A 13575-nucleotide genomic window follows, 5' to 3' on the forward strand; every position below is an offset into this window, starting at 1 on the left:
CTTTGACCACCTCAAATTTTATCCGGAGCGGTAATATAGCCAGCGATAGCCGAACTAGCTACAACATAGGGGTTGGCAAGGTAGACCTCGCTTTTTACGTGACCCATTCGGCCCACAAAATTGCGGTTGGTGGTGGAAATGCAACGCTCGCCTTCGGCAAGCACTCCCAGATGCCCACCCAAGCAGGGCCCGCAAGAAGGCGGTGCAATCACTGCTCCTGCTTCCAGAAATATCTCCAGCAACCCCTCTTTTTCTGCTTGAAGCAAGACTTTAGGGCTTCCCGGGAAAATCAAAGCCCGCACCCGGGGGTGCACTTTTTTGCCCTTGAGGACCGAAGCGGCCATGCGCAGGTCCTCTATTCTTCCGTTAGTGCAGGAACCAATCACTGCCTGGTGAATTTCTATTCGGGGTAGGGAGTATACCGAGCGGGCATTTTCAGGAAGATGAGGCAAGGCTACCTGGGGCTCTATGGAGCTTACCTCTATCTCCAGTACCTCTTTCCACTCAGCGTCCGGGTCAGAGGAATATATCCGTGGTTTGCGCTTTGTTCCGGTTTGGGCCACGTATTCAAGCGTTTTCTGGTCGGCCTCCATGATTCCGTTTTTGGCTCCGGCTTCAATGGCCATGTTAGCCATTGTGAAACGCTCGTCCATGGAGAGCTCCGAAATCACCGGCCCGCAGAACTCCATGGCGCAGTAGCGAGCACCGTCTACTCCAATTTTTCCGATGGTGAAAAGAATAAGATCTTTTCCAGTTACGAACGGCTTTCTTTCTCCCCGATAAACAAATTTCATCGAAGGGGGTACTTTTAACCAGGTGGTTCCGGTTATCCAGGCAGCCGCTATATCAGTACTACCCATGCCGGTTGAAAAAGCTCCTAAAGCACCATAGGTACAGGTGTGCGAATCTGCTCCGACCACCAAATCGCCGGGTATTACCAGACCAAGTTCGGGGAGCAGCACATGCTCTATGCCCACTCGACCTCCTTCAAAAAAGTGGGGGATGCCAAATTTTTCGGCAAATTCCCGCATGAGCTTGACATTCTGTGCTGAGGCAATATCTTTGGCTGGTGTATTGTGATCAGCTACCAGGACTACTTTCTGAGGATCAGCTACCTGCTCGATGCCGTGCTTTTGCATTTCCCGAATGCTCAAGGGAGCAGTGATGTCATTGGCCAAGGCTAAATCCACCTTAACTTCCACCAAGTCTCCCGGCTGGACTCTTTCTTTTTCAGCGTGAACGGCGATGATTTTTTCAGTTATGGTCATTGCCATAGTTATCAACTCTCCTGATAATCTTTTTGGGGATTGAGTTTTTTCTCCTGAGCCATTTTGTTAATCGCTGAGAGGTAAGCCATCACGCTGGCTACCACCACGTCCTGGCTGGAGCCTCTCCCCACATACACTTTTTCGTCACCAAAGATGCGTACCAGTACTTCGCCCAGGGCTTCAGTTCCTCCAGATATGGACTGCAGGGTGAAGTTCACAAGGTCTGGAGAGATACCCAGCATTTTGCTTATCGCTTTGTAGGCAGCATCCACCGGTCCCACTCCCGTGGCCACACCTTCCAGGGTTTGTCCATCCGCAGCTTTCAATCTGACGGTTGCGGTAGGTAGGATGTTATTTCCGGAGCACACATGTACAAAATCCAGCTGGTATATTTCTTCCTGCTTGGTTATTTCTTCTGAAACAATGGTTTCCAGGTCTGCTTCGGTGATGTGTTTTTTCTGGTCAGCAAGTTGTTTGAAACGGGCAAAGGCTTTGTTAAGCTCTTCTTCACTCAGGTGGTAGCCCAGCTCTTCAAGCTTTTTGGCAAAGGCATGCCGGCCAGAGTGTTTACCCAAGACCAGCACTTTTTCCTGGCGTCCGATGAGCCGGGCGTCCATGATTTCGTAGGTGAGCCGTTCTTTGAGCACTCCGTCCTGGTGAATGCCAGATTCATGGGCAAAGGCGTTGTCGCCTACCACTGCCTTGTTGGGCTGAACCAGCATCCCCGTGAGCTGACTGACCAGGCGGCTGGTGCGGTAAATTTCCTGATAGTTGATGTCGGTTTGGGCCTGGAAAAACTCGCCACGCACGTGCAGGGCCATGACTATTTCTTCCAGGGCAGCGTTTCCAGCCCGTTCTCCAATGCCGTTTATGGTGCACTCCACCTGAGTAGCTCCACCCTGGATGGCCAGGAGGGAGTTGGCGACTGCCAGTCCCAGGTCATTGTGGCAGTGGACTGAAATGGTTACTTTTTCTACGCCCTTTACGTTTTTGAGCAGGTATTCGATGAGCTCTTTCATCTCAAGTGGTGTGATATAGCCCACGGTGTCGGGAATGTTTATGGTAGTTGCTCCTGCTTCAATCACTGCAGAGTAAACCTGAACTAAATATTCCCAGCTGGAGCGAGTGGCATCTTCGGCTGAAAACTCCACATAAGGAGTGAAGCTCTTTGCTTTCTTAACTGCCCATACTGCCTGCTCCAGGGCCTGTTCCCGGCTGAGACGCAGTTTGTGCTTGAGATGAATATCAGACGTGGCGATGAACGTATGAATGATGGGTGTCTCCGCGTAACGAATAGACTCCCAGGCTACTTCAATATCTTTTTCTTTGGCCCGGGCCAGGGCACAGATGGCCGGACCCTTTATTTCCCGGGCTACAGCTTTAACGGCTTCAGCATCACCAGGTGAGGCGATGGGGAAGCCGGCTTCGATTATGTCCACATTTAGGCGGGCGAGCTGGCGGGCTATCTCCAGTTTCTCGTGGACATTCAGAGCCACCCCCGGAGATTGCTCTCCGTCTCTCAGGGTGGTGTCAAAGACCAGAATTTTTTTCAAGATGCTCACCCCCGTTATTTAGAGAGCCAGGGCATCATCCCGCGCAGTTTTTCGCCGACTTTTTCGATGAGATGCTGCTTATCTTTTTCGCGTAGGGCGTGGTAAACTGGCCGATTGGCCTGGTTTTCCAGGATCCACTCCCGGGCAAAGCTTCCGTCCTGAATTTCTTCCAGGATGCGTTCCATTTCCTCTCGCACTGCACAGTTTATGATGCGTGGTCCTCGGGTAAGGTCACCATACTCTGCAGTGTCGCTGATTACGCTGCGCATGTGGGCTATGCCACCTTCATACACCAGGTCTACAATGAGCTTCATCTCGTGCAGGCACTCAAAGTAAGCCACTTCAGGCTGATAGCCAGCTTCCACCAGGGTTTCAAACCCGGCTTTGATGAGGGCAGTCAAACCTCCGCAGAGCACAGCCTGTTCGCCAAAAAGGTCGGTTTCGGTTTCCTCAGCAAAAGTGGTTTCAATCACGCCGCAGCGGGTAGAACCGATACCTTTGGCATAAGCCAGGGCCAGGTCTTTGGCTTTACCGGTTGCATCCTGGTATACAGCGATGAGTGAGGGTACACCTTTTCCTTCCTGATACATCCTGCGCACCAGGTCTCCAGGAGCTTTGGGGGCCACCATGATGACATCCACGTCCTGAGGGGGCACAATTTGCTTGTAGTGGATGTTGAAACCGTGAGAAAACATCAGAGCTTTTCCAGCTGTAAGGTGTTTGGCGATGGATTCTTTGTAGATGGCTGGCTGGTATTGGTCGGGAGCCAGCATCTGAATGAGTTCTGCGCTTTGTGCGGCTTCTTCAGCGGATACGGGTTCAAAGCCAGCTTTTTTGGCTTTCTCATAGCCAGGAGTTCCAGGAAGTTCAGCCACAATCACCTCAAGGCCACTATCTCTCAGGTTCTGGGCTTGAGCACTTCCCTGGCTTCCAAAGCCGATGATGGCAATTTTCTTTCCTTTCAGGACCTCAAGATTTGCATCTTGATCATAGTATATTTGAGCCATGCTTTAAACCTCCTTTAAAGAGATTGATATCCTCGGGCAAGAGCGATCCTGCCCGTTCTTACCATTTCGATAATACCGTACTTTTTGAGGAGCTGCTCCAGGGCGTCTATTTTGTCCGGAGTCCCGGTAACCTCAATCATCAGACTCTTTTCAGCCACGTCCACGACCCGGGCACGGAAAATTTCGGCAGTCTGCACGATTTCCCCCCGCAGAGCAGAAGGCGCATTCACTTTGATAAGCGCCAGCTCGCGGTCCACAAAACTGGTGTTGGTGAAGTCGCCCACCTTAATGGTGTCGATCAGTTTGTGGAGCTGCTTGGTTATCTGTTCCAGGATGTCTTCATCGCCCTCAACGACCAGGGTGATGCGCGATATGGTGGGATCCTGGGTGGGTCCAACCGCCAGGCTTTCTATGTTGTAGCCCCGCCGGGCGAAAAGAGAAGCAATGCGTGCCAGCACCCGGGGTTTGTTTTCTACCAGAACCGATATAACGTGCTGCACAATCAACCCTCCTTTCCTGGTTCCCAGAGGATCATCTCATCCAGAGACTTACCAGGGGGAACAAAGGGATAAACGTTTTCTTCTTCTTCAATGTGGCAGTCAACGAGCACCGGACGATTTTCAATGCTGAGCGCTTTATTAATGGCTTCTTCAAGTTCTGCTTCGTTTTTCACGCTTATGCCTTCCGCTCCGAAAGCACAGGCAAGCTGAGCCAGGTCCGGATTTTTAAGCTGGGTGCAAGAGTAGCGCCCTTTATAGAAGCATCCCTGCCACTGGCGCACCATTCCCAAATAGGAGTTGTTCAGCACGAATATTTTAATGGGCAGGCAGTAGTTGCAGGCAGTAACCAATTCCTGAATTTTCATCATAATGCTTCCATCACCCGAGAAAAGTACCACCAGCTTATCCGGATTGCCAACCTGAGCGCCCACCGCTGCAGGCAAGCCGTAACCCATGGTGCCCAGACCTCCAGAACTTGCCCAGCAACGGGGTTCATCAAGGAGATAAATCTGGGCAGCCCACATCTGGTGTTGTCCTACGTCAGTAACTACGATAGCCTTGCCCTTGGTTGCCTGATACACCTTTTCGACCACAGCGTGGGGAAGGAGCTTGGTGCTCTCTTTGCGGGGTGGCTGGTATTCTTTTTTCCATCCCTCTATTTCTTGAATCCATTCCGGGTGCTTTTTAGGCTTGACCCTTTTGAGCAACTCTTCAAGAACCAGTCTGGCATCGCCCACGATGGGTATGTGGGTTTTAACATTTTTGCCGATTTCAGCAGGGTCAATGTCAATGTGAATGATGGTCTCGGTGTTTTTGGCAAAGGTTTTCAGGTTTCCAGTGACCCGGTCGTCAAAGCGTGCGCCCACGGCAATGAGCAGGTCGCAGTTCATTATTGCTTTGTTGGCCCAATAAGTGCCGTGCATGCCCAGCATTCCCAAGGAAAGACGATGGTGTTCTGGGAAGGCTCCCTTACCCATCAGGGTATGCGTAACCGGGATTTCCGTTTTTTCAGCGAGCTCGCGCAGTGCACCTGAAGCACCGGAGGCAATCACGCCACCACCGATGTAAAGAAGTGGTTTTTGAGCTTTTTCGATGGCCTGGGCAGCAAGGTTGATCTGGTTAATATGACCCTGATAGGTAGGCCGGTAACCGGGAATTTCCACTTTTTCGGGGAAGGTGAATTCTGCCTCCTGCTGTTGTACGTCTTTGGGGAGGTCAATGAGTACCGGTCCGGGACGACCAGTGGAGGCAATGTGGAATGCTTCTCTGACAATGGTGGGCAGTTCCTCAATGTGAGTGACCAGGAAATTGTGTTTGGTTATGGGCATGGTGATTCCAGTAACATCTGCTTCCTGGAACGCGTCTTTGCCAATCAGTTTGGTGGGCACCTGGCCGGTTATAGCCACCACAGGAACTGAGTCCATGTAAGCGGTGGCTAAACCGGTGGTTAAGTTGGTTGCTCCCGGTCCAGAAGTCGCTATGCAAACTCCCACCTTTCCGGTGGTCCTGGCGTAGCCATCAGCTGCGTGAGCAGCTCCCTGTTCATGGCGCACTAAAACGTGTTTGATTTCAGGCGTGTCAAAGAGCACATCGTAAATATCGATCACCGCACCTCCAGGATAACCGAAAATTACCTCCACGCCTTCCCGCTTGAGAAGCTCTATTAACATTTTTGCACCTTTCATCTTCAAAACCAATCACCCCTTTCTAAGCCATGGAAGCTCCTTGATGGGTTGGTCGAGCAAGCTTGGCATAACGGGCAAGAAGCCCCCGAGTATACCTGGGCGGAGGAGGAACAAAGCTTTCTTTGCGTTTCTGAAGCTCTGTCTCGTCCACCAGGAGTTCTATTTTGCGCTGAGGTATATCGATGAGAATTTCGTCTCCATCTTTGATTAAAGCAATGGGTCCTCCTTCGAAAGCTTCAGGGCTTATGTGACCTATGCAGGGTCCACGTGTTCCACCTGAGAAACGTCCATCGGTTATGAGAGCTACGTCTTTACTGAGGCCCATACCCACGATAGCTGAGGTGGGTGCTAACATTTCCCGCATGCCGGGACCACCCTTGGGGCCTTCATATCTGATGACGATAACGCTTCCTTTTTGAATCTTTCCAGCGGTTATGGCCTGCATGGCTTCTTCTTCGCTACTGAAGCATACGGCTTTACCCTTGAAAACCCGCATTTCAGGGTCTACCGCCGACTGCTTGACCACCGACCCCTCCGGGGCAAGCGAGCCATAAAGGACAGCAATTCCTCCCTCCACAGAATGGGGATTGTCCAGGCTGCGGATGACTTCTCGATCTATGAACCTGACACTTTGCTGTATCTCCCGAATGGATTTTCCAGATACGGTCGGATTGTCTTCGATTAACTCACCGAGGGTGTTGAGAACCGCTGGTATGCCTCCTGCGAAGTGCAGGTCCTCCATGAACAGGTCACCAGCCGGACGGAGCATTACAAGATGCGGAACTTTTCGAGAAAGTTCGTCGAAGGTGTTGAGGTTGATTGCTCCGTTTTCGAGCTCTTTAGCCAGGGCCAAAAGGTGCAGTACGGTATTGGTTGAGCCTCCCAGGGCAAGGTCCATGACTATGGCATTGCGCAGAGCAGAAGTGGTCATTATTTTTCTGGGAGTTATGTTTTCGCGAACCAGCTCGACAATCCGCATTCCGCTTTGGTAGGCAATTCTCTTTTTTTCAGCAAGAACTGCCGGAGCGGTGCCGCAGAAAGGAAGGCTCATTCCCATGGTTTCGGTGAGACAAGCCATGGTGTTGGCAGTATACAGACCCTGACAGGAACCGGCTCCCGGGCAGGCTTCCATCTCCAGCTCATGAAGCTCTTCCAGGGTTATTTCGCCTTTGTGGTAACGTCCGGCTGCTTCAAAGGTGTCTCGGACAAAGGAAAGTCTTCTTTTCTGGTAGTGTCCGGCAAGCATGGGACCTGCAGTTACGAATATGGCTGGTATATTGAGCCTGGCCGCTGCCATGAGCATGCCAGGAGTTATTTTATCGCAATTGGTGAGGAATACAATTCCGTCCAGGGCATGTCCCTGGGCTACCGCTTCAATGCCGTCGGCAATTACGTCTCTACTGGGTAGGGAAAAACGCATACCTTCGTGTCCCATGGCGATACCATCACATATGGCAGGTACGCCGAATACAAAAGGTGTTCCACCCGCTGCTTCTATGCCTCGCTCAATAAAGCGCTCCAGATTGCGCATCTCGATGTGTCCCGGCACCAGGTCCGAGAAGGAACTGGCAATACCTATCAGGGGACGTTCCAGGGATTCGCGGCAGATGCCGGTTGCAAAAAACAGAGAACGGTGCGGAGCGCGATCTGGACCGACTTTTACTGCCTCACTCTTCATCCTCACTCCTCCTTTCTGTGAAGCGTGAATTTACTAACCATTAACAAAATACCCCTCGTCCTTTTAAGGGACGAGGGGTATTCCCCGCGGTACCACCCTTTTTATCTGCGATACTCGCAGATCTCTTTCTTGCTTGCTAACGGAAGCACCGGATTGCCTACTAACCGTTCAGCTTCTCGGCTCCAGGGCGAGCTTCAGCTACCGCTCGTGCCTGCTTCCAGCTTTTGCAGGCTCTCTGTGACGGAGCGAATAACCTACTTTTCCCCTTCTTCGCCTTTACACTATGGGTAAATGTGGGAATAACTGTAGCACAAAAGAAGCTTTTGTGCAACCCCGATTTGGAAAACTGGCTTAGAAACAATTTCCGGAATTCTTACTGCTTCTTTCAAAAAGCGTTATCCCTGTTTTTAAGGCTTCCTTGCAGAGAGGGTTTTCGATTTCGTCCTTTGTATAAGGAAAAACATCCACTGGAAAATCAATGTCAATCTTAGCCAGCCATTCTGCAATGCGCTCGAGAAAAGGCTTATCGCTTTCAATAGGGATTAAAAGCAAATCGGCGTCACTTCCCGGGATGGCTCTACCCTTCGAGAGCGAGCCAAAGAGAACGATTTTCTCTATTTCCGGATTTTCTTTTGCTAAACGCTGGGCTTCTGCAACGAGTTTCTCGATTAATTTTTCTTTCTCAAGCCAGAAGACTTTCACAGAACTCAAAGACTCTTCGCGCACAAACCAGGGCATCTTCGGCCTCCCTGATGGTAAAGTATTCCATGGGACTTCCTTCGCTGAGTTACTTCCTGACATCCTCGAAGTTCACAATTTCCAGGATGTCTCCCCGAAAGACCATGGCGTAGAGTTTCTTTCTGGTAAGCAGTTTCACTGTTTCTTCTTTCATGTTCAGCCCGGCGTAAATGCCCTGCAGGGTATAGCCCCCAAGGGAAGGGAGGAAAGAAGGGATTTCTTTGAGCTTTTTGAGAAAATCTTCGATATACTCTTTGCGGTCGGGATTGGCCTTCACTTCCACCACATAAGCAACTTTTTCTTTTTCGCAGAGAGCCAGAATATCGACCTCTAAACTCTTTCCCTCTTTGCGGACCAGCTTCTTTGTGTCGATCACGTCCGGAGAGACGCCAAAGTACTTCTCAATGGCCTGACCTATAGAAGGAGCAAAGATGTCTTCGACCAGGGTGCCCAGTCTATTAGCCAGCTTTCCCCATTGCTGGTTGAGGTTTTCAATGTTTCTTTTTGACCATTCCTTGAAATCCAACATCTCATCCTTGAAATCCTTCATCTCATCTTTGAATGCCTTCATCTCATCTTTGAAATCCTTCATCTCATCTTTGAATGCCTTCATCTCATCTTTGAAATCCTTCATCTCGTCTTTGAAATCCTTCATCTCATCTTTGAATGCCTTCATCTCATCTTTGAAATCCTTCATCTCATCCTTGAAATCTTGCATTTCCCTCTTGAACTCCTGCATTTCCTTCTTGAACTCCTGAAGCTCTATTTCTGTTTTTTGCTGAATGTACACTAAGCGCATCAGTGCTTCTTCGAGCTTGTCCACCCGTTCTTTGAGGACTGCCATGTGTTATCACCTCGCTTTCATTATATCAGAGAAAACCTCTTATTGCTGTGCCCGGTGGTTCTAAAGAGAAGCATCAAGAGGGCTCAGCTTCTCTGCGCTTTGGCTTTTTCCCAGAACTCAACAAAAAAAGCCACAAAAACCCCCAGAAAGAGTCCGGCCACAAGACCCACGGCCAGGTTGAGCTTTAAGTCTCTTCCGCTTCCTGAGTATTTAATTTCTCCCACTTCCATTTTTCCATCAAAGGGATAAGCCCCATCTCTGGCAAGCGGGGACAGAGAAAGGAGGAGCGAGGATTTCACTTCCTTCCAGAAAGTGTAGTCTCGAAGAAGTTGATTGTAGGTATCGATGAGATCATCCTGTTTAAGTTTTTCAAGCTCCAATTTTGCTTTTTCTTTGTGGAGCGCAGTTATTGCTTTTTCAAGGTCTGCAAGTTTTTCGCGGTAGCTTTTTTTGATTTCTGTTTCCAGGATGTTGATTTTGTCTTGGGGCATAAAGAGTAACCCTTCTAAACTTTCAACCGAAAGCGGTGAAGATACTAAAGGGGTATATTGCTGCGATAAAAGCGTCTTTCTTGTTTCAAGGAGTGCTTCCAGCGCTTCTTCTACTTTTTCGATTTCTCTTTCTGGCTTCAGCGGGTCGTTGTACTCCAAAAAGGTGAGGAGTTCATCTCTGGCTGTTTTCTGTTTTTCCTCAAGAGTCGCAAGCAGGTTTTGGTAAAATTCCAAGCGGATGTTGTGCTGGGTGTTGAGGGCAAGAAGGAGTTCTTCTTTGATTTCTGATTGAAGATTCTGGGCCAGCTTTTCGCAAAGCTCTTCGTTCCTGGTGGAAATAAGCACCGAGAATTCTTTTATGTTATCTTCTGTTTCAGTTTCCGGTTTTTCCAGAGAGTCTATACTTGCCGAAACCGTGCCTCCGGCTTGCCTAAAAAGATCCCCAAAACCGCCTTTTTCAGCAAGTTCAGCCAATTTTTGCCTCTCGGTAAAAGACAAAAGAGCGCGTTCAGGCGAAATCTTTTTTTCTTGCGGGAGCGCAAGGGAATAAGGGATTAAGGTCGGCTCTTCGTCGCCATAGTAGGTGACGCTCACCTGCCCTTTAAATTCTTCTGGGAAAGAACTTTCTGCAAACGATACTGTGAACTCTGCTTTGTAGGTCTGGGGCACAAACTTCCAGGCTAAAAAAGCCACAATCATAACCAGAAGAGTAATCCCGATGATTAACCACTTGCGCCTCACAAGAACGTTTATAAGGTCAAAAAGCGATATTTCCTCTTCCCAATCGGTCTGATTTTCCATTTGCATCCTCCTTTGCGCAAGAGGGTGGAGAATTTGCTTATTGAGTTAACTAATGAAATTATAGCAAAACCCCTGGCAGTTTTTACCTTTAGTATGGTTTCAAAAATAAGTGGTATTATAGTAAAAGCTTCTGATTAATGGATTCAAAAAAGGCGTAAAGACGGCCGGGATTGAATCGGCGTGATTGTGGTCTTCCTGCCCAAAGACTCCGCCTTTCGGCGATAAGTAATGATAAAATATGTGCAGTAAGTAAAAAGGCGGTACGTTACTGAATGGAAGAACTGAGAAGGTTTTGGTGCTATGCTTAAGGAAAAGTTTGAGCAATTGGAGCGGCTCCTTTTAAAGGAGCTTATCGCTTTTTATCAAGACCGACTTGTCTCTGTGGTCCTCTTTGGCTCTGTGGCCAGGCAGACCCAAAGATACGATTCCGATGTAGATGTGTTAATCATTGCTAAAGATCTTCCTGAGGGTAGAATGAAGCGGATACGAGAATTTGAAAAAGTAGAGCAAAAGCTCGAAGCATTTTTAAAAGAACTTTCCAAAGAGGGCATAAATACTTACCTATCACCAGTACTTAAAACTCCTGAGGAAGCTCTTTCAGGCTCGCCCCTTTTTCTTGATATGGTTGATGATGCCAAAATCATTTTTGATAGAGACGAGTTTTTTCAAAAAATACTTGAAAGGCTTAAAGTCAGATTGTCGGAACTTCATGCCAGGAGAATATGGAAAGGCAATGCCTGGTATTGGGATTTAAAGCCTGATTATAAGCCGGGGGAAATATTTGAACTATGACTAACGTTGTGTTGGCCCGGAGCTACCTTAAAAAAGCCGTAGATAGGCTGGACATACTTGAAGTGCTTTTTCAAAAAGGGGCCTATTCCGATGTGGTGAGAAAAGCCCAGGAAATTGTAGAGCTTGCAACCAAAGGGATGCTACGAGCCGTAGGTATAGAACCACCCAAGTATCATGATGTAGGTTCTCTTATTTTGGAACATGCAGATAGATTTGTGCCTATTTCTCATGAAAAACTCCAGCAAATAGCGGCAATATCTAAAAGGCTACGAAAAGAAAGAGAACTTTCTTTTTACGGCGATATAGATTTTATCCCCACCGAAGAATATAAAAGGGAAGATGCTAAAGAAGCCATAGATGATGCCCATTTTGTAGTTAAAATTGCAACCAGTGTTATTATGACAGAGAAATAGCTCAGGAATATCCATCTCTTTTTATCACTGAAAGGATTTATTTTCTGGAAACAGCTTACTGCACAGGCTTTCTCCGTCATATGTCATTCCGGTACCTCTCATTGCAGTTCCTCTCTATTTTCATAGTCCACAGTTTCCTTTCGCAGCGTGCAAGTCTCACCGGTTGTGATAAGATTAAGTTACTGAGGTACATGTAACGCATAATGGGTATGTATAAAGCATAAATTCTTGACGTGATTCCGTGCTAAATGAGGTTAGAAGAAAAAATTCCCTGCCGGGCTTTAAAGGGGAGTGTTTTTCAGTGGGCATAGCTGAAACCTATCGCGGTCCTTCTGGTAATCTCTTGCCCGGGCTCCGGATGGACCTGGAAGAAGCAATAAAGAAGCTGAAAAAGCTCTTTCAAGAAAAGAGCGTTCCTATTGCTTACCTTTTTGGCTCTTATATTTGTGGTGAAGTTGGCGCCGCTTCTGACGTTGATATAGCCGTTTTTCTTAAAAAGAAAGGCGAAAAGCTCTATTCGTCTTTCCAGAAAATCTTGCTTGGGATTCGAGAAGCCCTGGGCACGGAGCGTTTCGATCTTATGCTTCTTGACCGTGCTCCTTTATCGCTCCAGTTTGAAATTGTTTCTCGAGGACGCCTCATTTATTCCCAGGGTGATGAACTTTTGAACGCTTTTGAAATGAATGTCATCCGCAGGTTTCAGGACACGGCTTATCTGAGGGCAGTTCAAAACGAGTATTTCAGGGAAAGGGTCAGACAGTGGTATTCAAAAAGCAAAGCGTAATAGAGCGGCTTAAAAGGCTGGAGGAAGTTCTGGCTAAACTCGAGGGTAGATCAGGGATTGTGCCTGAGGAGTATCGGCGGGATACGGATACCCAGTGAATCATCGAGCGCGGGCTCGAGCTTGCTTCCTCAGTTATTTTTGACATTGGGAATCACATCCTGGCTGGAGTCTACCGAACTTCCGTTGAGGAATACGAGCAAATTGACTCCCTCACCAGAACATTCCCGGCATCCAGAAAGGTGCCGAGTTTCTCGCCAGAAGGTCCATTTCATCTCTCCTTTTGTAACCTTTCAAAACGAATTGCGCCATATTTCGTTCCATAACAGAACTATTTTTTCAAAAATCAGAATTATCGTTCCTTTGCAGAACGAATTTTATACAAATTAGTTCTGCAATAAAACGGTGGGTAGACCTTCTTTCTCTCTTTGCCCTTTCAGATATGAAAGAGGCAAAATGATTAGCGGAGAGTAGAACTTGGGTTATAAAGAGAGAAAATCTAACCCACCAAAGACCTGACTTTCTTTAGCTTCTCATGAGCGATTAGCTGTATAGTGGTCTGTGATACAATGGACAATAGCCTGTATTTTTGAGAGGAAGCCATGGAGACCTATACTTCCAGAGAGCGGGAGAAGCTTCTTCACGAAGAGCTTTCCCGAATAGTGAGGTTCCTGATAGAAAAATACCAACCGAAAAAAATAATTCTCTTCGGTTCTCTTGTCGAGGGCCACATTCATGAGTGGAGCGATATAGACCTTTTGATCATCAAAGATACATTTAAGCGTCCAATTGAACGGATTCTCGAAGTTTCAAAGCTGGTGCATCCCAGGGTAGGGTTTGATTTTTTTGTGTACACTCCTTCTGAGTTTGCACTCTGTTTTGAAGAAGAAGTTTCATTTTTCCGTGATATCCTGACTCAAGGGAAGGTCCTTTATGAGAAGGGAAAATAGGTATCCCACATAATGTGAACCGAAACGCGGAATTGTGAGTTCTGGTACTTTGGTATAAACTGATTATGAGGTAT

At 48.0% G+C, this 13575-nt stretch carries 15 protein-coding genes and 1 other annotated feature; of the genes, 5 read left to right on the plus strand and 10 right to left on the minus strand.

All coding sequences use genetic code 11. The annotated features are described in order from the left end of the window. Nucleotides 1-11: 11 nt before the first annotated feature. The 9 genes from leuC to ACKTT1_RS00595 form a co-directional block, all read right to left on the minus strand. Nucleotides 12-1274, minus strand: coding sequence for a 3-isopropylmalate dehydratase large subunit (leuC, locus tag ACKTT1_RS00555; protein ID WP_369018059.1), 1263 nt, complete (start codon nucleotides 1272-1274; stop codon nucleotides 12-14). Nucleotides 1275-1279: 5 nt separating this feature from the next. Further along, a complete protein-coding gene (locus ACKTT1_RS00560) occupies nucleotides 1280-2821 on the minus strand; it encodes a 2-isopropylmalate synthase (protein ID WP_412709776.1) in 1542 nt (513 codons plus the stop codon). Between the two features lie 14 nt (nucleotides 2822-2835). After that, nucleotides 2836-3828, minus strand: a complete 993-nt coding sequence (gene ilvC, locus ACKTT1_RS00565) for a ketol-acid reductoisomerase (RefSeq protein WP_369018057.1) — start codon at nucleotides 3826-3828, stop codon at nucleotides 2836-2838. A gap of 14 nt (nucleotides 3829-3842) precedes the next feature. Then, nucleotides 3843-4328, minus strand: coding sequence for an acetolactate synthase small subunit (ilvN, locus tag ACKTT1_RS00570; protein ID WP_369018056.1), 486 nt, complete (start codon nucleotides 4326-4328; stop codon nucleotides 3843-3845). A gap of 2 nt (nucleotides 4329-4330) precedes the next feature. Next, nucleotides 4331-6013 carry a biosynthetic-type acetolactate synthase large subunit gene (ilvB, locus tag ACKTT1_RS00575; RefSeq protein ID WP_412709777.1) on the minus strand — a complete coding sequence of 561 codons (1683 nt, stop codon included), beginning with the start codon at nucleotides 6011-6013 and terminating at the stop codon, nucleotides 4331-4333. A gap of 22 nt (nucleotides 6014-6035) precedes the next feature. Further along, nucleotides 6036-7691 (minus strand): dihydroxy-acid dehydratase, encoded by a 1656-nt coding sequence (ilvD, locus tag ACKTT1_RS00580; protein WP_412709778.1) that lies wholly within the window; start codon nucleotides 7689-7691, stop codon nucleotides 6036-6038. Nucleotides 7692-7754: 63 nt separating this feature from the next. Beyond that, nucleotides 7755-7971 (minus strand) — a binding site (T-box leader). 71 nt (nucleotides 7972-8042) lie between these two features. Continuing rightward, on the minus strand, nucleotides 8043-8429 hold the full coding sequence (locus tag ACKTT1_RS00585) for a nucleotidyltransferase domain-containing protein (protein WP_412709779.1): 387 nt from the start codon (nucleotides 8427-8429) through the stop codon (nucleotides 8043-8045). 49 nt (nucleotides 8430-8478) lie between these two features. Then, a complete protein-coding gene (locus ACKTT1_RS00590) occupies nucleotides 8479-9273 on the minus strand; it encodes a hypothetical protein (RefSeq protein WP_412709780.1) in 795 nt (264 codons plus the stop codon). Nucleotides 9274-9356: 83 nt separating this feature from the next. Next, nucleotides 9357-10565, minus strand: coding sequence for a Wzz/FepE/Etk N-terminal domain-containing protein (locus ACKTT1_RS00595; protein WP_412709781.1), 1209 nt, complete (start codon nucleotides 10563-10565; stop codon nucleotides 9357-9359). 300 nt (nucleotides 10566-10865) lie between these two features. Here ACKTT1_RS00595 and ACKTT1_RS00600 point away from each other — a divergent pair, with 300 nt between their 5' ends. From ACKTT1_RS00600 to ACKTT1_RS00615, 4 genes are all read left to right on the plus strand, one after another. Next, a complete protein-coding gene (locus ACKTT1_RS00600) occupies nucleotides 10866-11357 on the plus strand; it encodes a nucleotidyltransferase domain-containing protein (RefSeq protein ID WP_412709782.1) in 492 nt (163 codons plus the stop codon). Beyond that, nucleotides 11354-11770 carry a HEPN domain-containing protein gene (locus tag ACKTT1_RS00605; protein WP_412709783.1) on the plus strand — a complete coding sequence of 139 codons (417 nt, stop codon included), beginning with the start codon at nucleotides 11354-11356 and terminating at the stop codon, nucleotides 11768-11770. The genes ACKTT1_RS00600 and ACKTT1_RS00605 overlap by 4 nt, the downstream gene beginning before the upstream one ends. A gap of 301 nt (nucleotides 11771-12071) precedes the next feature. Next, a complete protein-coding gene (gene mntA, locus ACKTT1_RS00610; RefSeq protein WP_412709784.1) occupies nucleotides 12072-12554 on the plus strand; it encodes a type VII toxin-antitoxin system MntA family adenylyltransferase antitoxin in 483 nt (160 codons plus the stop codon). Beyond that, nucleotides 12530-12652, plus strand: coding sequence for a hypothetical protein (locus tag ACKTT1_RS00615; protein WP_412709785.1), 123 nt, complete (start codon nucleotides 12530-12532; stop codon nucleotides 12650-12652). The genes mntA and ACKTT1_RS00615 overlap by 25 nt, the downstream gene beginning before the upstream one ends. 30 nt (nucleotides 12653-12682) lie before the next feature. Here the strand turns inward: ACKTT1_RS00615 and ACKTT1_RS00620 are convergent, their stop codons facing one another. Continuing rightward, a complete protein-coding gene (locus ACKTT1_RS00620; protein WP_412709786.1) occupies nucleotides 12683-12826 on the minus strand; it encodes a hypothetical protein in 144 nt (47 codons plus the stop codon). Nucleotides 12827-13153: 327 nt separating this feature from the next. Here ACKTT1_RS00620 and ACKTT1_RS00625 point away from each other — a divergent pair, with 327 nt between their 5' ends. Then, nucleotides 13154-13501: a nucleotidyltransferase domain-containing protein gene (locus tag ACKTT1_RS00625; protein WP_412709787.1), complete on the plus strand. Its 348-nt coding sequence runs from the start codon at nucleotides 13154-13156 to the stop codon at nucleotides 13499-13501. Nucleotides 13502-13575 lie beyond the last annotated feature (74 nt).

This window comes from Atrimonas thermophila (genome assembly GCF_045864955.1).
GTDB lineage: Bacteria > Atribacterota > Atribacteria > Atribacterales > Thermatribacteraceae > Thermatribacter > Thermatribacter velox.